The 24,742-nt window shown below is 69.5% G+C and carries 23 protein-coding genes; 12 read left to right on the top strand and 11 right to left on the bottom strand.

Going from position 1 to position 24,742, the window contains the following annotated elements:
• The first annotated feature begins 158 nt into the window (after positions 1 to 158).
• Entirely contained in the window at positions 159 to 1,943 is a 1,785-nt protein-coding gene (argS, locus tag ACQEVY_RS27165) for an arginine--tRNA ligase (protein ID WP_432952038.1), read from the top strand.
• Between the two features lie 70 nt (positions 1,944 to 2,013).
• Here the strand turns inward: argS and ACQEVY_RS27160 are convergent, their stop codons facing one another.
• On the bottom strand, positions 2,014 to 2,442 hold the full coding sequence (locus ACQEVY_RS27160; RefSeq protein WP_432952037.1) for a peptidoglycan-binding protein: 429 nt from the start codon (positions 2,440 to 2,442) through the stop codon (positions 2,014 to 2,016).
• Between the two features lie 324 nt (positions 2,443 to 2,766).
• On the opposite strand from ACQEVY_RS27160, the gene ACQEVY_RS27155 reads away from it, so the two are divergent.
• From ACQEVY_RS27155 to ACQEVY_RS27140, 4 genes are all read left to right on the top strand, one after another.
• Positions 2,767 to 3,621 (top strand): peptidoglycan-binding protein, encoded by an 855-nt coding sequence (locus tag ACQEVY_RS27155; protein ID WP_432952036.1) that lies wholly within the window; start codon positions 2,767 to 2,769, stop codon positions 3,619 to 3,621.
• Complete coding sequence (locus tag ACQEVY_RS27150) at positions 3,618 to 4,529, top strand: helix-turn-helix domain-containing protein (RefSeq protein WP_432952035.1); 912 nt, start codon at positions 3,618 to 3,620, stop codon at positions 4,527 to 4,529. The genes ACQEVY_RS27155 and ACQEVY_RS27150 overlap by 4 nt, the downstream gene beginning before the upstream one ends.
• Positions 4,530 to 4,615: 86 nt before the next feature.
• A complete protein-coding gene (locus tag ACQEVY_RS27145; RefSeq protein WP_432955416.1) occupies positions 4,616 to 4,867 on the top strand; it encodes a hypothetical protein in 252 nt (83 codons plus the stop codon).
• A gap of 77 nt (positions 4,868 to 4,944) precedes the next feature.
• Complete coding sequence (locus tag ACQEVY_RS27140) at positions 4,945 to 5,871, top strand: phosphotransferase family protein (RefSeq protein WP_432952034.1); 927 nt, start codon at positions 4,945 to 4,947, stop codon at positions 5,869 to 5,871.
• Positions 5,872 to 5,890: 19 nt separating this feature from the next.
• Here the strand turns inward: ACQEVY_RS27140 and ACQEVY_RS27135 are convergent, their stop codons facing one another.
• The 3 genes from ACQEVY_RS27135 to ACQEVY_RS27125 all read right to left on the bottom strand — a co-directional run bounded on the left by ACQEVY_RS27135 (position 5,891) and on the right by ACQEVY_RS27125 (position 9,002).
• Positions 5,891 to 6,793 (bottom strand): SAM-dependent methyltransferase, encoded by a 903-nt coding sequence (locus ACQEVY_RS27135; RefSeq protein WP_432952033.1) that lies wholly within the window; start codon positions 6,791 to 6,793, stop codon positions 5,891 to 5,893.
• A 321-nt stretch (positions 6,794 to 7,114) separates the two neighbouring features.
• Positions 7,115 to 7,834 carry an ABC transporter permease gene (locus tag ACQEVY_RS27130; RefSeq protein ID WP_432952032.1) on the bottom strand — a complete coding sequence of 240 codons (720 nt, stop codon included), beginning with the start codon at positions 7,832 to 7,834 and terminating at the stop codon, positions 7,115 to 7,117.
• A gap of 286 nt (positions 7,835 to 8,120) precedes the next feature.
• The gene (locus tag ACQEVY_RS27125; RefSeq protein ID WP_432952031.1) at positions 8,121 to 9,002 is read right to left on the bottom strand and encodes an ABC transporter ATP-binding protein; all 882 of its coding nucleotides are present in this window, start codon (positions 9,000 to 9,002) and stop codon (positions 8,121 to 8,123) included.
• A gap of 166 nt (positions 9,003 to 9,168) precedes the next feature.
• Between ACQEVY_RS27125 and ACQEVY_RS27120 the strand changes: the two genes are divergently transcribed.
• The 3 genes from ACQEVY_RS27120 to ACQEVY_RS27110 are packed head-to-tail and all read left to right on the top strand — an operon-like array spanning position 9,169 to position 11,152.
• Positions 9,169 to 9,387 carry a hypothetical protein gene (locus tag ACQEVY_RS27120; RefSeq protein WP_432952030.1) on the top strand — a complete coding sequence of 73 codons (219 nt, stop codon included), beginning with the start codon at positions 9,169 to 9,171 and terminating at the stop codon, positions 9,385 to 9,387.
• 22 nt (positions 9,388 to 9,409) lie between these two features.
• Complete coding sequence (locus ACQEVY_RS27115; protein ID WP_432952029.1) at positions 9,410 to 10,546, top strand: sensor histidine kinase; 1,137 nt, start codon at positions 9,410 to 9,412, stop codon at positions 10,544 to 10,546.
• Between the two features lie 3 nt (positions 10,547 to 10,549).
• Positions 10,550 to 11,152: a response regulator transcription factor gene (locus ACQEVY_RS27110; protein ID WP_432952028.1), complete on the top strand. Its 603-nt coding sequence runs from the start codon at positions 10,550 to 10,552 to the stop codon at positions 11,150 to 11,152.
• Positions 11,153 to 11,309: 157 nt separating this feature from the next.
• Here the strand turns inward: ACQEVY_RS27110 and hemB are convergent, their stop codons facing one another.
• Positions 11,310 to 12,302, bottom strand: a complete 993-nt coding sequence (hemB, locus tag ACQEVY_RS27105; RefSeq protein ID WP_432952027.1) for a porphobilinogen synthase — start codon at positions 12,300 to 12,302, stop codon at positions 11,310 to 11,312.
• 187 nt (positions 12,303 to 12,489) lie between these two features.
• Here hemB and ACQEVY_RS27100 point away from each other — a divergent pair, with 187 nt between their 5' ends.
• Positions 12,490 to 13,884: an FAD-binding oxidoreductase gene (locus tag ACQEVY_RS27100; RefSeq protein WP_432952026.1), complete on the top strand. Its 1,395-nt coding sequence runs from the start codon at positions 12,490 to 12,492 to the stop codon at positions 13,882 to 13,884.
• 196 nt (positions 13,885 to 14,080) lie between these two features.
• Here the strand turns inward: ACQEVY_RS27100 and ACQEVY_RS27095 are convergent, their stop codons facing one another.
• The 5 genes from ACQEVY_RS27095 to ACQEVY_RS27075 all read right to left on the bottom strand — a co-directional run bounded on the left by ACQEVY_RS27095 (position 14,081) and on the right by ACQEVY_RS27075 (position 19,821).
• On the bottom strand, positions 14,081 to 15,763 hold the full coding sequence (locus tag ACQEVY_RS27095; RefSeq protein WP_432952025.1) for a uroporphyrinogen-III synthase: 1,683 nt from the start codon (positions 15,761 to 15,763) through the stop codon (positions 14,081 to 14,083).
• Positions 15,760 to 16,740: a hydroxymethylbilane synthase gene (hemC, locus tag ACQEVY_RS27090; RefSeq protein ID WP_432952024.1), complete on the bottom strand. Its 981-nt coding sequence runs from the start codon at positions 16,738 to 16,740 to the stop codon at positions 15,760 to 15,762. Before hemC ends, ACQEVY_RS27095 begins: the two co-directional genes overlap by 4 nt.
• The gene (locus ACQEVY_RS27085) at positions 16,737 to 18,452 is read right to left on the bottom strand and encodes a glutamyl-tRNA reductase (RefSeq protein ID WP_432952023.1); all 1,716 of its coding nucleotides are present in this window, start codon (positions 18,450 to 18,452) and stop codon (positions 16,737 to 16,739) included. Before ACQEVY_RS27085 ends, hemC begins: the two co-directional genes overlap by 4 nt.
• Positions 18,449 to 19,204, bottom strand: coding sequence for a redox-sensing transcriptional repressor Rex (locus tag ACQEVY_RS27080; RefSeq protein WP_328770862.1), 756 nt, complete (start codon positions 19,202 to 19,204; stop codon positions 18,449 to 18,451). Before ACQEVY_RS27080 ends, ACQEVY_RS27085 begins: the two co-directional genes overlap by 4 nt.
• A gap of 317 nt (positions 19,205 to 19,521) precedes the next feature.
• On the bottom strand, positions 19,522 to 19,821 hold the full coding sequence (locus ACQEVY_RS27075; protein ID WP_432952022.1) for a glutaredoxin family protein: 300 nt from the start codon (positions 19,819 to 19,821) through the stop codon (positions 19,522 to 19,524).
• A 175-nt stretch (positions 19,822 to 19,996) separates the two neighbouring features.
• Here ACQEVY_RS27075 and ACQEVY_RS27070 point away from each other — a divergent pair, with 175 nt between their 5' ends.
• The 3 genes from ACQEVY_RS27070 (at position 19,997) to ACQEVY_RS27060 (ending at position 23,580) form a co-directional block, all read left to right on the top strand.
• On the top strand, positions 19,997 to 20,941 hold the full coding sequence (locus ACQEVY_RS27070) for an HAD family hydrolase (RefSeq protein ID WP_432952021.1): 945 nt from the start codon (positions 19,997 to 19,999) through the stop codon (positions 20,939 to 20,941).
• A gap of 347 nt (positions 20,942 to 21,288) precedes the next feature.
• Positions 21,289 to 22,068, top strand: a complete 780-nt coding sequence (locus ACQEVY_RS27065; RefSeq protein ID WP_432952020.1) for an ECF subfamily RNA polymerase sigma factor, BldN family — start codon at positions 21,289 to 21,291, stop codon at positions 22,066 to 22,068.
• A gap of 267 nt (positions 22,069 to 22,335) precedes the next feature.
• Entirely contained in the window at positions 22,336 to 23,580 is a 1,245-nt protein-coding gene (locus tag ACQEVY_RS27060; RefSeq protein ID WP_432952019.1) for a DUF5667 domain-containing protein, read from the top strand.
• Between the two features lie 84 nt (positions 23,581 to 23,664).
• Here ACQEVY_RS27060 and ACQEVY_RS27055 read toward each other — a convergent pair whose 3' ends face one another.
• On the bottom strand, positions 23,665 to 24,729 hold the full coding sequence (locus ACQEVY_RS27055) for a lysophospholipid acyltransferase family protein (protein WP_432952018.1): 1,065 nt from the start codon (positions 24,727 to 24,729) through the stop codon (positions 23,665 to 23,667).
• Positions 24,730 to 24,742 lie beyond the last annotated feature (13 nt).

Genomic DNA, 24,742 nt, shown 5'->3' with positions numbered 1-24,742 from the left:
CGGGGTCCAGGGGCGGAGCCCCTTGGTATGGGACGGGTAGGGGCGGCGGGGGCGAAAACAACCCGCCCACCCCCACCCGCGCCCAAAAAAAACCGCTTTACGCCCCATGGGATACTGGCCACATCCACCGAACCCAAGACGAGAACGGCACCCACCCCATGGCCTCGGTCACGTCCCTCACCGCTCACGTCCACCAGCGCCTGGCGGACGCGCTGAACGCCGCCCTCCCCGCGGCGGCGGCCGGCGCAGACACCGACGTCGACCCCCTGCTGCGCCGGAGCGACCGAGCCGACTTCCAGGCCAACGGAATCCTGGCGCTGGCGAAGAAGACGAAGGCCAACCCGCGCGAGCTGGCGAGCGCCGTCGTCGAGCGGGTCGTGACCGGTGATGTGATCAAGGGCATCGAGGTGTCAGGCCCCGGGTTCCTGAACATCACGATCACGGACAAGGCGATCGTCGAGAACCTCGCGCAGCGCGCGGAGGACCCGGTGGCCCGCCTAGGCGTGCCGTACGCCGAGAACCCCGGCACCACGGTCATCGACTACGCCCAGCCGAACGTGGCGAAGGAAATGCACGTAGGCCACCTCCGTTCCGCGGTCATCGGCGACGCCCTGGTCCAGATCCTGGAGTTCGTCGGCGAGACGGTCGTACGCAGGCACCATATCGGCGACTGGGGCACCCAGTTCGGCATGCTCATCCAGTACCTGATCGAGCACCCGCACGAGCTCGATCACAAGGACAGCGAGGTCTCCGGCGAGGAGGCCATGTCGAACCTGAACCGCCTCTACAAGGCGTCCCGTACGCTCTTCGACTCCGACGAGGAGTTCAAGACGCGGGCCCGCCGCAGGGTGGTCGACTTGCAGGCAGGCGACCCGGAGACGCTCGCTCTGTGGCAGAAGTTCGTGGACGAGTCGAAGATCTACTTCTTCTCGGTCTTCGACAAGCTGGACATGGAGATCAAGGACCCGGACATCGTCGGCGAGTCGGGTTACAACGACATGCTGGACGAGACCTGCCGCCTGCTGGAGGAGTCGGGCGTCGCGGTCCGCTCGGAGGGCGCGCTGTGCGTGTTCTTCGACGACATCAAGGGTCCGGACGGCAACCCGGTCCCGCTGATCGTGAAGAAGTCGGACGGCGGCTACGGCTACGCGGCGACCGACCTCTCCGCGATCAGGGACCGCGTCTTCAACCTGAAGGCGAGCACCCTCCTGTACGTGGTGGACGCCCGCCAGTCCCTGCACTTCAGGATGGTCTTCGAGACGGCACGCAGGGCGGGCTGGCTGAACGGCGACACAAAGGCCGTACAGCTGGCGTTCGGCACGGTCCTCGGCAAGGACGGCAAGCCGTTCAAGACGCGTGAGGGCGAGACCGTACGGCTGGTGGACCTGCTGGACGAGGCGATCGACCGCGCCACGGCCGTCGTACGGGAGAAGGACACCCAGGGTCAGCTGTCCGAGGAGGAGATCGCCGAGCGCGGTGCGCAGGTCGGCATCGGCGCGGTGAAGTACGCGGACCTGTCGACGTCCGCGAGCCGCGACTACAAGTTCGACCTGGACCAGATGGTGTCGCTGAACGGCGATACGAGCGTGTACCTGCAGTACGCGTACGCCCGTATCCAGTCGATCCTGCGCAAGGCGGGCTCCACCGAACCGGCCGCGCACCCGGAGCTCGAACTGGCCGACGCGGAGAGGGCCCTGGGCCTGCACATCGACCGGTTCGCGGAGACACTCGCGGAGGCAGCCGCGGAGTACGCGCCGCACAAGCTGACGGCGTACTTGTACCAACTGGCGTCGCTGTACACGTCGTTCTACGACAAGTGCCCGGTCCTGAAGGCGGACACTCCGGCCCAGGTCGAGAACCGTCTGTTCCTGTGCGACGTGACGGCCCGGACGCTGCATCAGGGCATGGCGCTGCTGGGGATCCGGACGCCTGAGCGGCTCTGACCGCGCGACGGTACGAACCGCGGCCCGTCCTCTCCCCCGATGGGAGGGCGGGCCGCGGTGTGTTCAGGTGCTAGGACATGATCCGGTCGGCGAAGTACCTGAACGCGTCTTGGAAGCCTGGTGCGTTCGGGTTGCCGTCGACGGGGCCCTCGTAGCCCCAACCCGAGTGCAGCTGGTGCTGGATGGCCGTCACCGTTTTGGGTCCGGGGTCACCGTCGATCTCGCCGTCGTAGCCGTAGTTGTCCTGGAGGAAGGTCTGGTACTCCTTCCAGCTCTCGACGCCGAGCTTCCCGTCGACCGAGACAGACAGCCAGCGCTGGATGTTGCTGGCCTGCTGTTCGTTCAGGCCGAGGTTGTCGTACGCGGCAGCCTCCGCGCTCGCCACCGTCCTCGTGTCCTGCGCGGGTGCCGCGAAGGCGGTACCCGCGGCGGCCACGCCTCCGGCGGCGATCCCGACGGCGGTGGCGACACTGACGAGCGTCCTGGTCATGGCTCGCATTTCGTTTCCCCTTCCGATGGGCGGAGCCGACCGCACCGACCGGCTCGGCAACGAGACTGCGGGTCGGGAGGCAGGCGTCGCCACAGCTGCCACAGAAGTGACGTCATCGCGGGACGTCACCCACGCCGACCTGCGAGGACGCCGTCCGCCGGGTCGGTACGGCGGGACGACTCCGGCGGGCGGTGACCGATTCCGTACGCGTGCGGGAACCGCCCTCGGGAGGGGTCCGGGGTTCCTGATGCAAGATGCGACGGGGAACGGAACCCGGAACGCGATGAGACGACCCGGACGCACGTCGAGGTCCGCACACGCGAGTGGGGAAACATGCCGCGTTGGAAAGAGCTGCCGACCGAACTTGATCCGCGCGTCCGCCAGTTGGCGGTGCGCCTGCGCCGGCTGAAGGACCACAGCGGGCTGACCATGCGGCAGCTGGCCGCGAAAACGGGGTACAGCGCGAAGTCGTGGGAACGGTACCTGGGCGGCAGAACGCTGCCGCCCCCGGAGGCCGTCGAGGCGCTGGCCCGGATCGGCGGCGACGATCCGACACGGCTGCTCGCACTGCACGAGATCGCCGCCGACGCCTGGGGAGGCAGGCGCGGAGCCACGTCCGTAACCAAAGCGACCCATGCGACGACGGGAACAGCGGAGGCGGCGGAAGCAACCGTGGCCGTGCAGGTGCCGGAGAGCCCGCCGGCCGGGACCAAGAAGACGCGGCGGCGCGTACGTTCACCACGCGTCGCGCTCGTGGCGGGCGCGGTGACGCTGGTGGTGGCCCTCTCCGCGGCGGTCCTGGTGGTCGTACGGCCCCCGGACGGCGTGAGCAGAGCAGCGGCGGCTCCCGTCGCCCCGTCCGCTGCGGCATCGCCGTCGCCGTCGAAGCCCACGTACACCTGCCGGATGGAACGGATCGACGGCCACTGGTACGCGGGCAACAGCCGCACCCAGGACGCCCTCCTGGCGGACGGCTTCGCCGGGCCGAAGGTGGCCGAGGCGCAGTGCCTGCTGCGCCGGGCGGGCATCTCGCCGGGGAAGATCGACGGGATCTACGGTCCGCTGACGCAACGCGCGGTCCAGATCGTCCAGAAGCGGGCCGGGCTGCCCAAGGACGGGCTCGTCGGCCCGCACACCTGGAAAGCCCTCCGGGTCGGCCCGCACGCCTGGAAGGCTCCCCAGCGATGACAGCGGGGACGAAACGGAGTGACACCGGGACGACGCGGACGACACCGTCACCAGAACGCGTACGACTGGCCGCCGCGCTACGGGAGTTGAAGGCACGCACGGGCCTGAGCCTGGCAGGCCTGGCGGAGCGAACCGCGTACAGCAAGTCCTCCTGGGACCGCTACCTGAGCGGCAAAGCGCTGCCGCCACGCCAGGCAGTGCAGGACCTGTGCCGCCTCGCCCGCGAACCGGACGGCCGGTGCCTCGCGCTGTGGGAGATCGCGGAGTCGGGGTGGAGCGGGCGGGCGATGGACGGGGCGGGTGCGGGTCCGCGTACGGGTGCAGGCACAGGTGCGGCTCCGATCCCGGCCCCGGCGCCGAACCTGGACCCGACTGCGGCTCCGGCTCCGAAGGAGGGCATACGTGCTGGTCGCAAGCGTGCGGTCATGGCCGTACTCGCGTCGGTGTGTGCCGTGGCCGTCGCGAGCGTGGCGGCGGCCCTCCTTCTCCCGCCGCGCGAGGAGGCCGAGCCGCCGTCGTCCCGGTCCGCCTCCCCGGCATCGTCGGCCCCCGGACCCCGCTGCCGGGGGAACGCCTGTGAGGCCAAGGACCCGAGGCACATGAAGTGCCGTGACGCGGACTCCCTCGCCGTACGTCGCACGGCCACCGGCGCTTGGGTGGAACTGCACTACAGCGAGAAGTGCGGGGCCAGTTGGGCGCGGACGTGGGGTACGCGCGTCGGTGACCGGCTGGAGATGACGGCGGGCGGTCCCCTCCGCACCGCCGACATCTCGGATGACGTCGACGCGGAGTCGTACGTCATGACGGACATGGCCGCCACCAGGCCCGGAGTTACCCTCCGGGCCTGCCTCTTGGCTGCGTCCGGCGGCGCCAAGCAGTGCGTTAGCGCTCCGCTGGGAGGGCCGTGAATCACCTGCGGGTCCGGTGAGGGCTGGTCGCGCCCCGCGGCGGAGCCGCATATGTCACAGCCCCGCTCCCCTAACGGGGCGCCCATCTGCACCGGAGTTCAGTACAGGCGCTCGCCGAACTCCCCCGCGAAGAGCGCAACTTGGCGTACCTCCACCTCCTGCACCCGGACATCGGCCCCCGCTACCCGGACAGGGACTTCATCGCCCGCGAGATCGTGGGCCATCTCCGTATCGCGGCCGGCCGCCTCCCCGAGGACCCTGACCAGACCCTGCTCGTCTACACCGCCGCTCCCGGTTCCCCGGAGGAGAAGGCAGTGCAAGCCATGGCCAGAGGTTGAAGTGTCTGATCTTGTCCCGAAAGTATTCGATGCTGCATCGCTTTGGATCGCTAGCTGGGAAAGCAGGGAGAGCACCCATGCTGCCACTCGTGGAGACCGGCGAGGAACTTGACGAGGTCGTCGGCGACGAGGCGCTGTTGCGCCCCGCCGTCGCTGACCTGTGTGAACGGCTCGGCCTTGCCGGGCAGCGGATCGTCCGCTTCGAGGAGGGTTCGCTGCCGGTGTACGCCATCGGCGGGGCCCATGTGGTCAAGCTGTATCCCGCCTTCGAGCAGGACGACTGCGTACGGGAGGAGAAGGTGCTGAGCCACCTGTACGGCAGACTCCCGATTCCCACACCGCAGTTGCACTCGGCGGGCGCGTACAAGAACGGCTGGCACTACGTCCTGATGTCCCGCCTGCCCGGCGTGGGCCTCGACCAGGAGTGGCCGCGCATCCCTTCCGCGGAACGGGACCGGATCGTCACGGAGGCCGCCGAGGCCCTCGCGGCGCTGCACTCCGTGGACCCGGCACCGATCGCGACCGCCGTGGGCCCGGCGGACTGGCGCACGCTGATCGCCGGACAGCGGGCGCAGGCGGTCGAGCAGCAGCGGGCCTTCGGCCTCTCGCAGGCGTGGCTGGAACAGATCCCCTGGTTCCTGGACACGGTGCCGCTGCCGCCTCCGCCACGACGCGTGCTCCTGCACACCGAGTTCATGCGCCAGCACCTGATGGTGGACCCCCAAGGCTGGCGCCTGACCGGCCTGTTCGACTTCGAACCGGCCATGATCGGCGACCCGGCGTACGACTTCGCGTCCGTGGGCCTGTTCATGACGAGCTGCGACCCACGCCTGTTCAAGCGGTTCTACGACGCGTACGGCCGCCCCCCGATCAACCCCCGCGTCCTCATGGCGTACGGCCTTCTGCACATCTACAGCAATCTGCCCTACTGCCTCCGCGAACTCCCCGCCCCGCCCAAGCCGACGCTGGACGCGCTCGCGGAGACATGGTTCGGCACGGTCTGATGGCCGGGCTCATCTGTGGTTACGCCTTGCGGCCGGCCGCCCCGTAGACATTGATGTCGGCGTCCGTGACGTCGTTGATGTCCCGATAACGGATCTTCTCGATGTCGTCGAGGTTCTCGAAGTCGGCCGGGTCGATGGTTTCGGGGGCGGGCGCCGGGCTCGGGTGCCAGTGGTGGACGGGGACGACACCGGGCTCGTCGAGCTGGACGCCGGGCGTCTCGGTGAAGAAGCGCTCGACCTCGCCCTTGGTGCGGAGCACGAACGTGAACCCGCGTTCCGTGTACGTCCGTTGCACCGCGCGGATGCTCTCCGCGTTGAGGTCCTCGGTGATGTGGCTGAGCACGAGGCGGCTCCCGGAGGGCAGCGCGTCCATCAGCTCTCGTACGACCGGGTAGGCGTCCTCGTCCTCGACGAAGTGCAGGATCGCGACCAGCGCGAGCGCGACCGGCTCGTCGAAGTCCAGGGTTTTCGCGGCCAGTTCGAGGATCTGCGCGGGGTTCCTGAAGTCCGCGTCGATGTAGTCGGTCCTGCCCTCGGGGCCGCTGGTGAGCAGGGCGCGCGCGTGGGCGAGTACCACCGGGTCGTTGTCGACGTACACGATCCGCGACTCGGGGATGATCCGCTGGGCGATCTGATGGACGTTCTCGCCGGTCGGCAGCCCCGTACCGATGTCGAGGAACTGCCGGATCCCCTCCTCCTGGACCAGCCGGGTCACGGCCCGCCGCATGAAGTCCCGGTTGTGCCGCACATCGAGGTACCCGCGCGGATTGGCCGCGAGCGCCGCAGCCGCCGCGGCGCGGTCGGTCGGGTAGTTGTCCTTGCCCCCGAGGAAGACGTCATAGACGCGCGCAGGGTGCGCCTTGGTCGTGTCGATCCTCTTCCTCAGCTCGGCAGGATCCTGGCTGAGAGCATCACCACTCATGGAGACCTTCCCTCTTCAATTCATCAACCATCAGCTCACCAAATCGGCAACAAGCTAACTCCTGGGGGGACTTGATGGTGCCCGGTCGCTGCGCTCGGCTTGGGCGGGGTTCCGGTGGACCCGCGCCCGAGCCGTGAATGTCGCGCAGGGCCACGGGTTTCGCGAGTACGACTGCTTCTGGCGCGGCCTGCTGCTCGGCGGGCTGCGGCGGACAGCCCTTCAACGCCCCGCACGGCCGTCCCGGTCGCGCCTGGCAGGGGCGACCGGGACGGCTCACGCGCGCCGACGCGGCGCGGTGCGGCGACAGCGGATCAGCGCTGGTCAGCGGCGCGGTTCCCAGCGGAAGAGGCGGGAGGCCAGCGCGACGGCGACGACGACCCAGCTCAGGGTGGGCAGCAGCAGAGGCAGGGAGTCCGCCACCGGAACGCCGCCGTTCCAGGCGTTGAGGACCAGCTCGGTGGCCGAACCGCCGGGGAGCAGCCGCTTGAGCAGGGTGAGCTCCTCGGTGCCGGTGATCCCCACCCAGCTGGCGACTGCGATGGCGCCGAGGCTGACGGGCAGCGTGGTCACCTGGGCGTGCTCGGGGGAGTTCGTCAGCCCCGCCGTGGCCAGTCCCAGGCCGAGCATCATGATCACCGTCGAGAGGACCGCCGCCACCAGGAGGGGAACATTGGTCGGCCCGCCGGCGACCGCGGCCAGCACGATGAGGATCGCGGTCACCTGGACCAGTGCGAGAACGGTGACCGGGAGCATCAGCCCCGAGAGAATGCCGGCGTCGCTCGCCGGGGTGGAGCGCAGCCGCTTGAGAAAGAGGTTCTGACGACGCGAGGCCAAGGTGGTCACCGTGGTGGTGTAGAGCCCGAACGCACCCACGGTGAACATCACCACCGCCGCGATGTACCCGAGGCTGCCCAGGTCCGCAAAGGTTTCGTGCTGGTAGATGAAGTACGCGCTGACCGCCACGGGCATGAGGAAACTGGTGACCAGAACCAGCCGGTTCCGGAAGATCTGGATCAGCTCGCCAAGAGCGATGGAGAACATGGTGAAGGTCCTTTTCTAGGGAAGTTCCGGCGATGGCCTGAGCGGTGCAAGCGAAGTCCGGCGCGGTATCGCGCCCCTAAGGAGGCCGCAGGCCTCTTTCAGGGGCGCGGGGCTGTGACATATGCGGCTCCGCCGCGCGGGCGCGCCCAGCCACGACGGGCCCGCAGCGTCAAACGCACCCCAGCCCCCTCAGGGGCGCGGGGCTGTGACATATGCGGCTCCGCCGCGCGGGCGCGCCCAGCCACAACGAACCCGCAGCTTCAAACCGCCAAACCCAGCGGAGCGCTTAGCTGCCGATGGAGCGAAAGACGTCGTCGAGCCGAGTCGGCCCGGCCTGGAGTTCCCGCAGCTCCACCGCGTTGGTGTGCGCCCAACCGAGCAGGATGTAGAGGTCCTTCGGCAGATCGAAGGTCTGGATGAGGAACGTCCCGTCACTCTCGCGCGTGGCCTGCAGCGGTAGCGCCGGCGCGGGGGCCGGCAGGGAGAAGCGGATGGCGGCCGGCAGAGTCCGCGTCAGCTCGGAGACGGTCCCTTCTTGGTGGAAGGCGCCCTTGTGCATGAGCCCGATGCGATCGGCGCGCTGCTGAGCCTCTTCCAGGTAGTGCGTGGTGAGCACGATGGTGGATCCGTCTTCGCGCAGCTTGTCCACGGCGTCCCACAGAGCGTCCCGGGACTGGATGTCCAGGCCGGTGGTGGGCTCGTCCAGGAAGATCAGCTCAGGCTTCCCGTATACGGCGGTGGCGAAGTCCAGACGTCGCTTCTCACCGCCGGAGAGCTGGGACACCTGAGTGCCGGCCTTGTGCGTGAGGTCGACGATGCTGAGTACGCGTTCGACCCTGTCCCTGCGCTGGGAGAGTTTTCCGATCAGCCGGACCGATTCCCTCACCGTCAGGTCCGGGGAGAATCCGCTCTCCTGCAGCATGATGCCCATCCGGGGCCGCACGGCGCGCCGGTCGCGCGGGCTCTGCCCGAAGACCCGCACGGTGCCCGAGGTGGCCGTGCGGTGGCCTTCGACGGTCTCCAGGGTCGAGGTCTTACCGGCCCCGTTCGTGCCGAGCAGTGCGTAGAGCTCCCCCTTCCGCACCTGGAAGGACAGGTCTTTGACGGCGTGGAAGTCGCCGTAGTTGAGGTTCAGACGTTCAACGTCGATGACGGGTGTCGAGGTCATGCATCGATCTCAGCCGTCATCACGCTCGCCCGGCAGTGGCGTGGCGTCATCACGTCGCCATGACATTCCTGGGGGCAAACCCATGACGCAGTGTCACTGGTGCCACCCACGGAGCCGGAAGAATACTGCGGGGCAGACTCTGCTGTTCGATCACGGAGAGCCGCACATGGACACCGGACCCCTGCGCATTCTGCTGACGGCCAACACGGCCGTCTTCCTTGTGGTCTGCGCGGTTTACTTCCTCCACCACCTCGGCGTCGGTCTCTACCCTGACGGCATGGAGTCCTGGCTCGAGAACAACCAGTGGCTGATGTGGACGGCCGCGGCTCTCACCGTGCCGAGCGCTCTGGCGATCCCGCTGCTCAGCGTGAAGACCCAGCGGTGAGGCCGAAGCGGGGGAACACCTGATGTCCGAGCACCGTGCGGGAACGCGGGAACGGCTGCGCAGACTGAACGTCACCACGATGGTCGCGGTGACCGCTCCCGTAGGGACACTGCTGGTGGCGGTCGATTCCCGGACGTGGTGGCACGCCGTCATCCTGAGCCTGGGCGTGGCCGCGGCGCTGGTGGCTTCCATCCGGTGGACAGCGGACGGCATTCCCCGGGTCGTACTACCGTGCCTGATCATCACCGCGGTGGTGTGGCTCGCCGGGGTGTTGGTGGTGGACGGCCATACGGCGTTCTACGGCATCTCCATCGTGGGACCCCTGTACGCCCCCAAGTTGCCGCGCCACCGCGTCCTGGCCGCCGTCGGGCTGATCGCCTTCGTCGCCGTGGCGGGCGCGGCCAGGCTGTCGGTGTCACCGGCAGATGTGCCCGACACTCTGATCCGCTACGTCCTCGTTCCGGCAGGTGTCACGGTGGTGGTGACGGGCAGCATGTTCGCCGGCCAGGTCTTCTACGACCTCGTCGAGGAACTGGAGCAGTCACGGGAACGCGAAGCGGAGTTGGCCGTCGTCCGGGAACGCGTACGTTTCGCCAGCGATCTGCACGATATTCAGGGCCACACCCTGCATGTGGTGAAACTGAAGGTCATGCTGGCCGAGAAACTGGTGCGCAGCGACATCGGGCGGGCGGAGGAGGAACTCCGGGAGGTGCGCGCCCTGGTCGGCGACACCATCACCCAGACCAAGGAACTCGCCTACGCACAGCGGCGGCTCAACCTGTCCGTGGAGCTGGAGAACGCGAAGAACCTCTTCGAGGCCGCGGGCATCCGCGTACGCGTCAACCGTGAGGCCGACGTCGACGAGCGAGTCAACGGGCTGCTCGGCCAGGTCCTCCGCGAGACGACGACCAACATCCTGCGTCACGCTCAAGCGACGCGGGTGCGGATCACCCTCTCGGAGTCGGGCATCACCATCGTCAACGACGGCGCCCCGGAGGCTCCCCTGCCAGGGCTCAGCGGACTGGCCACCCTCAAGGAACGAGTGGGCGACAACGGAGGCGAACTGACGGTGGAGCAGGAGAACGGGCGCTTCCTCACGGCTGCGGCGTTTCCCTCCCCTCGCTCAACGACGCTGCCCTCCGCGGCGCGGAAGGACTGACCGATGACCACCGTGGTACTCGCCGACGACGAGGCCCTTCTCCGCAAGGCACTGGCGTCGTTGCTGACCCTCGAAGGCGAGATCACCGTGCTCGCCGAAGCGCAGGACGGCGAATCAGCCGTCCAGGCCACGCTTCAGCACAGGCCCGACGTGCTCGTCATCGACCTGGAGATGCCCGGTGTGGACGGACTCGGCGCTGTCGCGGAGATCCGCCGTGCGCGGCCGGACCAGGTGGTCCTCATGCTGACCCGCCATGCCAGGCCCGGGGTGCTCCGCAAAGCCCTGAAACTCGGAGTCCAGGGCTTCGTCAGCAAGTCGGCGGAACCCGCGCACATCACGTCGGTCATCAACACCCTGCACGAGGGCAGGCGTTGGATCGACCCGGACGTCTCCGCACTCGCCCTCGTCGACGACTGCCCCCTCACCGACCGGGAGATCGACGTCCTGCGAGCGACCGGCGCCGGGTACTCCGTCGCCGACATCGCCACCCGCCTCCACCTGGCGGAAGGCACCGTACGCAACTACCTCTCGAACGCCATGCAGAAAACCCAGACCCGAACCCGCCACGAAGCAGCACGCTACGCACGCGAACACGACTGGCTGTAGCGGCGGGCGAGGCTGGCGCGCTACCGCGCCCCGTAAGGGGCGCGGGGCTGTATCGATTTGCGGCTCCGCCGCGTGGGCGCGACCAGCCACGACGCACTCGCAGCCGTCAACGCACAGAACCAACCGAGCTCTCCGAACCGCCAAACCCAGCGGAGCGCTACCGCAACTTCTGCGCAACCTCCGTGGCCCAGTACGTCAGAACGTTCTGAGCCCCCGCCCGCTTGATCCCCGTCAGGGTCTCCAGGATCGCCCGGTCCCGGTCGATCCAGCCCTTCTCGGCGGCGGCCTCGATCATCGAGTACTCGCCGGAGATCTGGTACGCGACCACCGGCACATCCACCGAGTCCGCGACCCGCGCAAGAATGTCCAGGTAAGGCCCCGCCGGCTTGACCATCACCATGTCGGCGCCCTCCTCCAGGTCGAGCGCCAACTCCCGCATGGATTCCCGTACGTTGGCCGGATCCTGCTGATACGTCTTCCGGTCACCCTTCAGCGACGAGGCGACGGCCTCCCTGAACGGCCCGTAGAAGGCGGACGAGTACTTGGCGGTGTACGCGAGGATCGCGACATCCTCCCGCCCGATCTGATCCAACGCGTCCCGGATGACGCCGATCTGACCGTCCATCATCCCGCTGGGCCCCACCACATGCGCCCCCGCGTCGGCCTGCACCTGGGCCATCTCCGCGTAGCGCTCAAGCGTGGCGTCGTTGTCGACGCGGCCCTGCGCGTCGAGGACACCGCAGTGCCCGTGATCCGTCGTCTCGTCGAGGCAGAGGTCGGACATGACGAGGAGTTCGTCGCCGACCTCGGCCCGTACGTCACGCAGGGCGACCTGCAGAATCCCGTCCGGGTCGGTCCCCGGCGTCCCGAGGGCGTCCTTCTTGGACTCCTCCGGAACACCGAACAGCATGATCCCGGAGATCCCGGCCTCCACCGCCTCCAGCGCCGCCTTCTTCAGGCTGTCCCGCGTGTGCTGCACGACTCCGGGCATCGCGGCGATCGGCACCGGCTCGCTGACGCCTTCGCGGATGAACGCGGGGAGGATGAAGTCGGCCGGGTGCAGCCGGGTTTCGGCGACCATGCGGCGCATGGCGGGAGTGGTACGCAGCCGCCGCGGCCGCGTACCGGGGAAGGATCCGTACTTCGTCATGCCCTCTACGCTACGCCCGCCCCAGCACCACCTTTGCCGACGCGGAGTCGGGGATCACCGGGCCGCTTCCAAGCTCCGTTGCCTTCCTCGCGGCCCGCGATCCAGCTCCGCATGCGAACCCCCTACCGCGGGTCCAAGCTGGTGAAAAGGGCCCTCTACGGCTGCCCGCGCTCCCCCGGAGGACGCGATGACCACCGCCGATCACCTCCCCGACCTCTTCGCCCTCTCCGACATCCACGGCCCGGTGCTACGGCCCGACGACCCCGGCTACGCCGACGAGGTCACCGGCTTCAACCTGGCCGCACGGCACACCCCCGACCTGGTCGTGGGGGCGACCGGCGCCGACGACGTGGTGACCGCGATGCGGTGGGCGCACGCCACGGGCACCCCGGTCGCCGTCCAGGCCACCGGGCACGGCGCGAACTTCCCCATCGACAGCGGCCTGTTGATCAACACCGCCCGCATGACCGACGTACGGATCGATCCCCGTGAACGCACCGCGACGATCGCCGCCGGAGCGAAGTGGCGGCACGTCCTGGAGGCGGGCGCCCCGCACGGTCTGGCCGGGCTCAGCGGCTCGTCCACGGACGCGGGCGCCGTCGGCTACACGCTGGGCGGCGGCCTGCCGGTGCTCGGCCGGGCCTACGGGTACGCCGCCGACTACGTACGCTCCTTCGAGGTCGTCACGGCCGACGGAACCCCGCGCGAGACGAACGCCGAGCAGGAGCCGGAGCTGTTCTGGGCGCTGCGCGGCGGCAAGGGCAACGTAGGCGTGGTGACCTCGATGGTCACCGAACTGCTGCCGCTGTCCCGCATCCTCGGCGGCGCAATCTACTGCCCCGGCGAACACGCCGAGCCCCTACTCCACGCCTGGACGGACTGGACCCGCACAGTCCCGAACGAGATGTGCTCGGCGTTCACCCTGCTTCGCCTCCCGCCCCTGCCGGAGATCCCCGAGCCGCTGCGCGGCGGCTTCTGGGCCCGCGTAGCGATCGCCTGGACCGGCGACACGGCCGAGGGCGAACGCCTCATCGCCCCGATGCGCGAGGCCGCGCCCGTGACGGTCGACACGGTGGCGGAGATGGACTACACGTCCATGGACGCCATCTACGCGGACCCACACGACCCGCTCCCCGGCCGGGAGTGCTGCACGCTGCTCCGCGACCTGCCCTCCGACGCGATCCGCACATACCTGGACCACGCCGGCCCCGAGGCGCCCCCCGACTACCCGCTCCTACTGGTCGAACTCCGTCACATGGGCGGCGCGTTGTCCCGCCCCACGGCCATCGAGGACGCGATCTGCGCCCGAGACGCCGAGTACGTCCTGATCTCGGTAGCGGTGATCCCCGACTCCCGAATAGCGACCGCAGCGGAGACAGCCACGTCCGCCCTGCACTCCGCGATGTACCCCTACGGCACAGGCCTGACCATGGTCAACCTCCACGGCCGCCCCGGCGACACCCTGGACCGCTCCCGAGCCTGGACCCCCGAGGTCTACGACCACCTACGCCAAACCAAACAAACCTACGACCCCGAAAACCTCCTCCGCTTCGGCCACACGGTGCCACCGGCAGCGGCGTAAGAGGGGGACACGACCAGCGGCCCCGTAAGGGGCGCGGGGCTGCATCAATTTGCGGCTCCGCCGCGCGGGCGCGACAAGCCACGACGCACCCGCAGCGTCACAACGCACCCCAGCCACCCCAGGGGCGCGGGGAACTGCGCGACAAGCCACAACGAACCCGCAGCTTGAAACTGCCCCCCCCCCCCCAGCGGAGCGATCACGTAGTAGACCGCCGCCGCCGAGCCCCCGGCCTCCGCTCACTGGGCCGCGTAACCGGCCCCCCAGCCTCCACGGCGGCAGCCCTCCGGCGCGAGCCGAAATCGGCAAGCGCCTCCGCCAGCTTGTGAACAGACGGCTCCGGAGCCATCACATCCACCCGCAGCCCATGCTCCTCAGCAGTCTTAGCCGTAGCCGGCCCAATACAAGCGATCACCGTCACGTTATGCGGCTTACCCGCAATCCCGACCAGGTTCCGCACGGTCGACGACGACGTGAACAGCACCGCGTCAAACCCGCCCCCCTTGATCGCCTCCCGAGTCTCCGCCGGCGGAGGCGAGGCCCGCACGGTCCGATACGCCGTGACGTCGTCAACCTCCCAGCCCAGCTCAATAAGACCCGCCACCAACGTCTCCGTGGCGATATCGGCCCGAGGCAGAAACACCCGGTCGATCGGGTCGAAGACCGGATCGTACGGAGGCCAGTCCTCCAGAAGCCCCGCAGCCGACTGCTCCCCCGAAGGCACGAGGTCCGGCTTCACGCCGAAGGCGACGAGCGCCTTCGCCGTCTGCTCGCCCACCGCAGCGACCTTGATGCCGGCGAACGCGCGCGCATCGAGCCCGTACTCCTCGAACTTCTCCCGCACCGCCTTGACGGCGTTCACCGAGGTGAAGGCGATCCACTCGTACCGCCCGGTCACGAGCCCCTTGACCGCCCGCTCCATCTGCTGAGGCGTCCGCGGCGGCTCGACGGCGATCGTCGGCACCTCGTGCGGTACGGCTCCGTAGGACCGCAACTGGTCGGAGAGCGACGCCGCCTGCTCCTTCGTACGCGGCACGAGGACCTTCCAGCCGAACAGCGGCTTGGACTCGAACCACGACAACTGCTCACGCTGGGCAGCGGCGGAATGCTCACCGACCACGGCTATCACCGGCCGCCCGCCCTCAGGCGAGGGCAGCACCTTCGCCTGCTTCAGCGTCTGCGCGATGGTGCCGAGCGTCGCGGACCAGGTCCGCTGCCGAGTGGTCGTACCGGCGATGGTGACGGTCAGCGGCGTATCGGGCTTGCGTCCGGCGGCCACCAGCTCGCTCGCGGCGGCGCCGACGGAGTCGAGGGTCGAGGTGACGACGACGGTCCCGTCGGACGCGCCGACCTCGGACCACAGCCGCTCGGAGGCGGTGGCCGCGTCCACGAACCGCACGTCCGCGCCCTGCGCGTCACGCAGCGGAACACCCGCGTACGCGGGCACTCCGACGGCCGCGGCGATACCGGGTACGACCTCGAAGGGCACGCCCGCGGCGGCGCAGGCCAGCATCTCCTCGGCGGCACAGGTGTCGAGCCCGGGGTCACCGGTGACGGCACGTACCACCCGCCTGCCGCTGCGTGCGGCCTCCATGACAATATGGGCCGCGTCCCTCGACGCGGGGGCACCAGCGGTTGTTGACGCGCCGTCAACTACCGTCAGCTGAGGCGTGTCCGGGCCCGATTCCGTGTCCAGCACGGTCACGCCTTGTCTGGCGTGCGTACGGACGACCTCGAGCACTTCGGGCTCGGCGATCAGGACATCCGCGTTCGCCAGCGCCTGTACGGCGCGCAGTGTGAGCAGTCCCGGATCCCCGGGTCCGGCACCGAGGAAGGTGACGGAGCCGTGTTCCAGGCCGGCGGGAAGGGTGGTGGGGCTCAATGTGCTCGCTCCCCCATCAGACCGGCCGCGCCCTTGGCAAGCATCTCGGCAGCGAGTTCACGGCCGAGCGCCATTGCTTGGTCGTACGTCTCGGGCACGGGACCGGTGGTGGACATCTGCACCAGCGCCGAGCCGTCGGTCGTGCCGACGACGCCGCGCAGGCGCATTTCCTTGACAATCTGCCCGTCGGCCAGAAGGTCGGCCAACGCGCCCACAGGGGCGCTGCAGCCGGCCTCCAGGGAGGCGAGCAGGGACCGCTCGGCGGTCACGGCGGCCCGGGTGACCGGGTCGTCGAGTGCGGCGAGCGCCGCGACCAGTTCCGCGTTGTTCGCGGCGCATTCGATCGCGAGCGCCCCCTGGCCGGGGGCGGGCAAAACCATGTCGACCGAGAGGAACTCGGTCACTTCGTCGATCCGGCCGATCCGGTTGAGCCCGGCGGCGGCCAGTACGACGGCGTCCAGCTCGCCCTTGCGGACGTACCCGATCCGGGTGTCGACGTTCCCCCGGATCGCGACTGTCTCGATGGTCCGCCCGTGGCAGCGCGCGTACGCGTTCAACTGGGCCATGCGCCGCGGCGAGCCGGTGCCCACGCGAGCGCCGTCCGGCAGCTCGGCGAAGCTCAGTCCGTCGCGGGCGACGAGCACGTCCCGCGCGTCCTCGCGCACCGGCACGGCGGCCAGCGCGAGGTCGTCGGGCTGCGCGGTCGGCAGGTCCTTGAGGGAGTGCACGGCGAAGTCGACCTCGCCGCGCAGCAGCGCCTCGCGGAGCGCGGTCACGAAGACGCCCGTGCCGCCGATCTGCGCGAGGTTCTCGCGCGAGACGTCGCCGTACGTGGTGATCTCGACGAGCTCCACGGACCGCCCGGTCACCCGGCTCACGGCGTCAGCCACCTGCCCGGACTGGGCCATGGCGAGCTTGCTGCGCCTCGTCCCCAGCCTCAGGGGGCCGCTCTCCGGCCCCGTTCGCCGCTCAGTCATGCTCGCCCTCGGTTCTTGGCGTTCTCGGTGCTGATGTCATCGGTGGCCCGCGAGACGGAGTCGACCGTCTCCTGGTCCAGGTCGAACAGGGTCCGCAGTGCGTCCGCGTACCCGGCGCCGCCGGGCTCGGCCGCGAGCTGCTTGACCCGTACGGTCGGCGCGTGCAGCAACTTGTCCACCACGCGCCGCACGGTCTGGGTGATCTCGCCCCGCTGCTTCTCGTCGAGCCCGGGCAGCCGTCCGTCGAGCCGTGCGATCTCGCTCGCGACGACATCGGCGGCCATGGTGCGCAGCGCGACGACGGTGGGCGTGATGTGCGCGGCCCGCTGGGCGGCGCCGAAGGCGGCGACCTCGTCGGACACGATCCGCCGGACCATGTCCACGTCCGCCGCCATCGGTACGTCCGCGGAGGCCTCGGCCAGCGACTCGATGTCCACGAGCCGCACGCCGAGCAGCCGGTGCACGGCCGCGTCGATGTCGCGCGGCATGGCGAGGTCGAGCAGCGAGAGCACGGGCGCCGGGCGCGGGGCCTCGACGACGGGCTCGGGCTTACGACGCTCGGGCACCCGCCCGATGGCGGCCGCGGTCGCGGCCAGCGCGGCGATGACAGCGGCGTCGGACTCGGGCGTACGGGCGTCCTGTGCACGTCGGCGGCGGTCGACCGTCGCGTTGTCCACCCAGGCCGCGTGCTGCTCCAGAGCCGCCGCGTCCAGGCCCGCCACGGCGGCCTCCCCCATGACGGAGAAGGCGGCGGCGCCCTGCACGGGCGACAGGTCCAGCGGACAGCCGTCGTCGGTGCCGACGCTGGTGGGCGGCAGGTCCTCGCGTACGACACGGGGGGTGGCCGCGCGCTCCTCGGCGGGCGCTCCCGTACGGCCCTCGACCGCCGCGGCGACCGCCTCTGCGGTCAGGACCAGGCCCGTCGCACCCGTACAGGACACCGCGACATCGGCACGTGTCAGCTCGGCCGGCACCGATTCCATCGGTACCGCGCGGGCCGCCACGTCCGTATCGCCGCCGTCCATCAGGATCTGGGCGAGGCGCTCGGCGCGGTCCAACGTGCGGTTGGCGATGACCACTTCGGCCACCCCGGCGCGCGCGAGCGTCGCCGCGGCCAAGGAGGACATGGAGCCGGCGCCGATCACGAGGGCCCGCTTGCCGACGGCCCAGGCCTGGACGTCCGCGCCCGAGGTCAGCTGCTCCAGGCCGAACGTCACCAGGGACTGCCCCGCCCGGTCTATGCCCGTCTCGGAGTGGGCGCGCTTGCCGACCCTGAGCGCCTGCTGGAACAGGTCGTTCAGCAGCCGCCCCGCCGTGTGCAGCTCCTGCGCGGTGGCGAGCGCGTCCTTGATCTGGCCGAGGATCTGGCCCTCGCCGATCACCATCGAGTCCAGACCACAGGCCACGGAGAACAGGTGGTGAACCGCCCGGTCCTCGTAGTGCACGTACAGATAGGGCGTGAGTTCCTCGAGCCCGACCCCGCTGTGCTGCGCGAGCAGCGTGGAGAGCTCGGCGACGCCCGCGTGGAACTTGTCCACGTCGGCGTACAGCTCGATCCGGTTGCAGGTGGCGAGCACCGCGGCCTCGGTGGCCGGCTCGGCGGCGATGGTGTCCTGCAGCAGCTTGATCTGCGCGTCCGGGGACAGCGCGGCCCGCTCCAGCACGCTGACCGGAGCGCTGCGGTGACTCAGCCCGACGACGAGAAGACTCATGCCGGCATCACGGCGGGGACATCCCCGTCCGGCCCTTCCCTGATCTCCTTGGCCGCCGCGGCCTCGGCCTCGAGCACGGCCTCGGCTTCCTCGCCGGCCTTGCGCTGCTCGTGGAAGGCGAGGATCTGCAGCTCGATGGAGAGATCGACCTTGCGTACGTCGACGCCGTCCGGCACGGAGAGCACGGTCGGCGCGAAGTTCAGGATGGACGTCACACCCGCGGCGACGAGCCGCTCGCAGACCTGCTGGGCGGCGCCCGCGGGGGTCGCGATCACACCGATCGACACACCGTTGTCCTTGATGATCTTCTCGAGATCGTCGGTGTGCTGGACCGGGATCCCGGCGACGGGCTTCCCGGCCATCGCGGGATCGGCGTCGATGAGAGCGGCGACCCGGAAACCGCGCGAGGCGAAACCGCCGTAATTGGCCAGCGCCGCGCCGAGGTTACCGATACCGACGATCACAACCGGCCAGTCCTGGGTGAGGCCCAGCTCGCGGGAGATCTGGTAGACGAGGTACTCGACGTCGTAACCCACACCGCGCGTCCCGTACGAGCCGAGGTACGAGAAGTCCTTGCGCAGCTTCGCGGAGTTGACCCCCGCGGCGGCCGCGAGCTCCTCGGAGGAGACCGTGGGTACCGAGCGCTCCGACAGTGCGGTCAGCGCACGGAGGTACAGCGGAAGCCTGGCGACGGTGGCCTCGGGAATCCCTCGGCTGCGGGTCGCCGGTCGGTGAGTTCGGCCAGTTGCCACGGTGCTCCTGCGGGTAGAGCGGGGCTGCAGGCGGTCACGCGTCCGACCGCCCCGTCGACAGCAGGCTATGTCTTTGTGAATGCATGCACAAAGATGGTGTCCGATTTGCCCGCCCAACGTGACCGGGGTCACGCGACTCCGCCACATGCGTATGGAACCGGCGCAAAGGCACCTTCGTTCCCTGCTTGAAGGGGGCAAAGCCGTACACACTCCTCTACGCTCCCCGCCCCCGAGGCCGAACCGCACCCGATCCTAAGTGACTTTGCGAACCACTTGGAGTGCCCGGAAGGGCCACGGTTCGGTTACGCACACAGTCCTCACCCCGCGAGGGCTTTGCGCAACCGCCCCTCGTCCACCCGCCAGAACGTGTGCTGAGCACCATCCACCAGCACCACCGGGATCTGCTCCCAGTAAGCGCGATGCAGTTCCTCGTCCCGCGTGATGTCCTTCTTCTCCCAGGGCACACCGAGTTCCCCGCAGACTTTCTCGACCACGACCTCGGCGTCCTCGCACAGATGACAGTCGGGCTTCCCGATCAGCGTGACCAGCCGCTCGTGCGGCGCCTTCTTCTCCGTACGGCGGTCAGTACGCCGAAAGATGGGACTCATACGAGCCATTCTCACCCGACACCCGTACCCCGTCAGGTGCGCGGCTTTCCCGCAATTCGGCGTCATCACCGGTGCGCGACCAGTCAGAAACGGCCCGTAGCCGTAACGACACGGTCGCAGAGAGTTCACACCCTTCAAACCTCCCGACTCCGGAAGTAACGCTGAGACTGGCTATGCTCACGCCATGGCCGCTCTCGGATGGCTCACTCCCCGTAGGCGCTCCGCCACGGCGCGGAGCGTGTTGGCAGGCGAGGCCTCGGCGGAGGCAGCGCGCAAGTCCTCCCAGGAACTGGAGGAACTCGCGCACGAAGCCATGCCCGAAACCGCCGCGGAGGAGCCGGAGTTCCCGGTCCTCGGCGACGACAAGGCCGCCGCCTTCTTCGACCTCGACAACACCGTGATGCAGGGCGCCGCGCTGTTCCACTTCGGCCGTGGCCTCTACAAGCGGAAGTTCTTCGAGACCCGCGACCTCTACCGCTTCGCCTGGCAGCAGGCCTGGTTCCGGCTGGCCGGCGTCGAGGACCCCGAGCACATGCAGGACGCGCGCGACTCCGCGCTGTCCATCGTGAAGGGCCACCGGGTCGCCGAGTTGATGTCGATCGGCGAGGAGATCTACGACGAGTACATGGCCGAGCGCATCTGGCCCGGCACCCGCGCCCTCGCCGAGGCCCACCTCGACGCGGGCCAGAAGGTATGGCTCGTCACCGCCGCCCCGGTCGAGATCGCCACGGTGATCGCCCGCCGCCTCGGCCTGACCGGCGCCCTCGGCACGGTCGCCGAATCGATCGACGGCGTCTACACCGGCAAGCTCGTCGGCGAACCCCTGCACGGCCCCGCGAAAGCGGAGGCGGTACGGGCCCTGGCGGCGGCGGAGGGCCTGGACCTGAGCCGCTGCGCCGCGTACAGCGACTCGCACAACGACATCCCGATGCTCTCGCTCGTCGGGCACCCGTACGCGATCAACCCCGACAGCAAGCTGCGTAAGCACGCCCGCACCCTCGACTGGCGCCTGCGCGACTACCGCACCGGCCGCAAGGCGGCGAAGGTCGGCATCCCCGCGGCGGCCGGCGTCGGCGCGGTCGCGGGCGGCACGGCAGCCGCGATCGCCCTGCACCGCCGCCGCCGCTGACACCGGACCCAACCGTCCACAATTGCCCGCGTGTACGAACACGCGGGCAATTCTGCTGTCTTACCCTCACCCCGCCCCCGCCAGTCCCGTTGGCGACAGACGGCCACAACACGCCCCCGGCCTGGCCGGAATGCGAAGCAATTCGATCAACTACCGGTCACTGTGCGGCACTTGATCAGACGCCGATACGTCATAGAAGCGACGGAATCGATGATTTGAGCAACTGGGCGTAGCACTGCCTGTACGAAGCGTTATTCTCCTCAGACGCATGACGGACCTCACACGTCGCTACGACGGGTGAATCATCCGGTACTGCACGTGATGGAAGCTCTGCCTCTGGGAGTCCCGTGTACCCACACGTCGGGGTTGACGCCTCGGGCCTGGCTACGCTCCGCGCGGCGGTCCTCGACCACCTGCGCGGTTTCGTCCCCACCGCGTACGCCGTCCCCGCCCTCGCTGTCTCCGCCGCGCCCCTCAGCCCGTGCTATGCACTGGCCGAGGGCAGCGCGACAGTAGGCAGACGGGGTCGTACGAGCGCGCCGGCCACCACCACCGCCCGCCGCCCTGCCGCGGACAGTGACAGCGCACGGATGATGGACCTCGTGGAGCGCGCCCAGGACGGCGAGGCCGAGGCCTTCGGGCGCCTCTACGACCAGTACAGCGACACGGTGTACCGCTACATCTACTACCGCGTGGGAGGCAAGGCGACCGCGGAAGACCTCACGAGCGAGACCTTTCTGCGGGCCCTGCGGCGCATCGGCACCTTCACCTGGCAGGGCCGCGACTTCGGCGCCTGGCTGGTCACGATCGCCCGCAACCTCGTCGCCGACCACTTCAAGTCGAGCCGCTTCCGCCTGGAAGTGACCACCGGCGAGATGCTCGACGCCAACGAGGTCGAGCGTTCCCCCGAGGACTCCGTCCTGGAGTCCCTGTCGAACGCGGCACTTCTGGACGCCGTACGCCGCCTCAACCCGCAGCAGCAGGAGTGCGTGACCCTGCGCTTCCTCCAGGGCCTCTCGGTCGCCGAGACCGCGCGCGTGATGGGCAAGAACGAGGGTGCGATCAAGACCCTCCAGTACCGGGCCGTGCGCACGCTGGCCCGGCTCCTGCCCGAAGACGCCCGCTGAGAACCCGTATCGCACCTCACCCACCCCCCGCACACCTCCTTACCCTCTGCGACGCTCAACTCACCCTTCGTCGCCGTCTGTTGGTCCCGCGGTCCGATCATCCGTAGTCCGTAACCCAAGTGCCGAGAGGCTCGTTGTGCGGGATACAGGCTCCCTGTGGTCACCTCTGGCCGTCCCCGATCACCCGATCGTGTGGAACCGATCAGAGAGTGCAACCCTCAGGACCCCCTGGGGAGTCGACCGTCATGACGAGAGGAGGTGCCGCCAGTGATCGCGAACGTATCGGCACACCGGCGGGCGAACGCCTTCGCCCAGGCCCTGGAGGAGCAGTCCGACGGGGCCACGGCGGCCGAGCAGTCCGAAGGTCCGGCGGCGGAACCCACGGAGTCGTCCGGCGAGTCCGGTCAGTCCGAGCGGAGCCGGATGCTGTCCCTGGCGACCGGACTCGGCGAGCTGCCCAAGCCGGCGATGGACCCCGAGGTCAAGGTCGTTCAGCGGGCCCAGCTGGTGGCCGCGATGGAGGCCATGCTGCAGGAGGGCACGGCCGCGGGGGGCGACGCGGCGGAACGCTCGGTGCCGGGGCAGAGGGCGCACCGGGGGCGGGGTGCGCATCGGGCGACCGGCCTCGGGAAGTTGCGACCGCGGTCCCGGCTTTCCAAGGGGCTCGCCGCGGGCGGGCTCACCGTGGGGGTGGCGGCGGGAGCGTTCAGCGGCGTCGCCGCCGCCAGCTCCGACGCCCTGCCCGGTGACTCGCTCTACGGGCTCAAGCGCGGCATGGAGGACCTCAAGCGAGGCATGGCCGACGGCGACAACGACCGCGGTCGGCTCTACCTCGACCAGGCCTCCACGCGGCTGAGCGAGGCACGCCGGCTCATCGAGCGCGACCGCTCCGGGCCCCTCGACCACGAGTCCATGGGCGAGATCCGCCGTGCGCTGTCCGGCATGCGCCACGACGCCTCGGAAGGCCACCGGCTGCTGCACGAGGCGTACGAGCGCGACCCCGACTCGCTGGCTCCCATCCAGACCCTCTCGGCCTTCTCCCATTCGCACCGCGACAGGTGGGGCGAGCTGCGCGACCGGCTGCCCGCGCAGCTCGGCGATGTCAGCCGGCAGGTCAGCTCGGTCTTCGACGCCATAGACCTGGAGGTAGATCCGCTGCGCTCGCTGCTGCCGGAGCCCCCCTCACGCGAGGGCACCAGCCGCAGCCCGGACTCCGGCGAGTCCTCCGCCGACTCCTCCGACCGGGACCGCTCGGCCGCCCCCAGCGCCACCGGCAACTCTCCGGGCGGCGGCAACTCCAGCAGCGGCAACCCCGAGCCGTCCACCTCGGACACGGAGGACGACGGCCTGCTGGGCGGCAACACGGGCGGCCTCCTGGAACCGCCCACGGCAGACGCCAGCACGACCCCGTCCGACAACACCACCCCATCGGCCAACCCCGACGTCACGGTCCCGCCGCTGCTCCCGGGGCTCCTCCCCGGGCTGGGAGTGGAGAACGAGAACACGGAGTAGTTTCTGCTGATACGTCGGTGGGGGCGCCCTTTTCGCAAGGGGGCGCCCCCACCGACGTATCCACGCTCCTTCAGAAGCCGACCGTCAGAAGAACACCGACCGCCGCTGCACGAGCAGCTTGTAGAGCGTGTGCTGGATCTGTTCCCTGACCTGGTCCGTCAGGTTGAACATCAGCATGGGATCCTCGGCGGCCTCCGGCGGGTAGCTGTCCGTCGGGATCGGTTCGCCGAACTGGATCGTCCACTTCGTCGGCAGCGGCACCGCACCCAACGGGCCCAGCAGCGGGAACGTCGGCGTGATCGGGAAGTACGGGAAGCCCAGAAGGCGGGCGAGCGTCTTGGCGTTGCCGATCATCGGGTAGATCTCCTCCGCTCCGACGATCGAGCAGGGGATGATCGGCGTGCCCTGGCGCAGGGCCGTCGACACGAAGCCGCCGCGGCCGAAGCGCTGGAGCTTGTAGCGGTCGCTGAACGGTTTGCCGATGCCCTTGAAGCCCTCCGGCATCACACCGACCAACTCGCCGCGCTGCAGCAGCCGTTCCGCGTCCTCCGCGCAGGCGAGCGTGTGACCGGCCTTGCGGGCCAGTTCGTTGACCACCGGCAGCATGAAGACCAGGTCGGCGGCCAGCAGGCGGAGATGGCGGCCGTCGGGGTGGTTGTCGTGCACCCCGACCTGCATCATCAGGCCGTCCAGCGGCAGCGTCCCGGAGTGGTTGGCGACGATCAGCGCCCCGCCGTCGGACGGGATGTTCTCGATGCCCTTCACTTCGACGCGGAAGTACTTCTCGTAGACCGGCCGCAGCATCGACATCAGGACCTGGTCGGTGAGCTCCTGGTCGTAACCGAAGTCGTCGACCTCGTAGTCGCCCGTCAGCCGCCGCCGCAGGAAGGCCAGACCATGCGCGATGCGCTGATCCCAACCACCGCCCTGCCGCTCCGGCTCGGATGCGGTTTCCTCGGGCGTCACCGGCACATCTGTCACAGGAACATCATCCTGCAGAATCGTTCGGCCAGGCAGGGGCTGGACCTCACGTACCCCCGCGGGCTCGCCCTTGAGCCGGCTCCCCGCACCACGGCGCCGCGGCGGCCGGTGTACGGCGCCCCCACGGGACCGGTCGTCGTCGAACGGAATGACCTTGGCGTCCGCCATCGTTGATGCGCTC

The organism is Streptomyces sp. CA-288835, assembly GCF_050936385.1.
Lineage (GTDB): Bacteria > Actinomycetota > Actinomycetes > Streptomycetales > Streptomycetaceae > Streptomyces.
The sequence above is the reverse complement of the archived record's forward strand: the minus strand, read 5'-3'. Positions and strand labels throughout refer to the sequence as shown.

Coding starts and splice junctions, on each gene's coding strand:
- ACQEVY_RS27055 (WP_432952018.1), bottom strand. CDS start 24,729: ATGGCGGACGCCAAGGTCATTCCGTTCGACGACGACCGGTCCCGTGGG.
- ACQEVY_RS27085 (WP_432952023.1), bottom strand. CDS start 18,452: ATGAGTCTTCTCGTCGTCGGGCTGAGTCACCGCAGCGCTCCGGTCAGC.
- ACQEVY_RS27110 (WP_432952028.1), top strand. CDS start 10,550: ATGACCACCGTGGTACTCGCCGACGACGAGGCCCTTCTCCGCAAGGCA.
- hemC (WP_432952024.1), bottom strand. CDS start 16,740: ATGACTGAGCGGCGAACGGGGCCGGAGAGCGGCCCCCTGAGGCTGGGG.
- ACQEVY_RS27150 (WP_432952035.1), top strand. CDS start 3,618: ATGACAGCGGGGACGAAACGGAGTGACACCGGGACGACGCGGACGACA.
- hemB (WP_432952027.1), bottom strand. CDS start 12,302: ATGACGAAGTACGGATCCTTCCCCGGTACGCGGCCGCGGCGGCTGCGT.
- ACQEVY_RS27140 (WP_432952034.1), top strand. CDS start 4,945: ATGCTGCCACTCGTGGAGACCGGCGAGGAACTTGACGAGGTCGTCGGC.
- ACQEVY_RS27155 (WP_432952036.1), top strand. CDS start 2,767: ATGCCGCGTTGGAAAGAGCTGCCGACCGAACTTGATCCGCGCGTCCGC.
- ACQEVY_RS27100 (WP_432952026.1), top strand. CDS start 12,490: ATGACCACCGCCGATCACCTCCCCGACCTCTTCGCCCTCTCCGACATC.
- ACQEVY_RS27160 (WP_432952037.1), bottom strand. CDS start 2,442: ATGCGAGCCATGACCAGGACGCTCGTCAGTGTCGCCACCGCCGTCGGG.
- ACQEVY_RS27120 (WP_432952030.1), top strand. CDS start 9,169: ATGGACACCGGACCCCTGCGCATTCTGCTGACGGCCAACACGGCCGTC.
- ACQEVY_RS27070 (WP_432952021.1), top strand. CDS start 19,997: ATGGCCGCTCTCGGATGGCTCACTCCCCGTAGGCGCTCCGCCACGGCG.
- ACQEVY_RS27135 (WP_432952033.1), bottom strand. CDS start 6,793: ATGAGTGGTGATGCTCTCAGCCAGGATCCTGCCGAGCTGAGGAAGAGG.
- ACQEVY_RS27075 (WP_432952022.1), bottom strand. CDS start 19,821: ATGGCTCGTATGAGTCCCATCTTTCGGCGTACTGACCGCCGTACGGAG.
- argS (WP_432952038.1), top strand. CDS start 159: ATGGCCTCGGTCACGTCCCTCACCGCTCACGTCCACCAGCGCCTGGCG.
- ACQEVY_RS27125 (WP_432952031.1), bottom strand. CDS start 9,002: ATGACCTCGACACCCGTCATCGACGTTGAACGTCTGAACCTCAACTAC.
- ACQEVY_RS27130 (WP_432952032.1), bottom strand. CDS start 7,834: ATGTTCTCCATCGCTCTTGGCGAGCTGATCCAGATCTTCCGGAACCGG.
- ACQEVY_RS27115 (WP_432952029.1), top strand. CDS start 9,410: ATGTCCGAGCACCGTGCGGGAACGCGGGAACGGCTGCGCAGACTGAAC.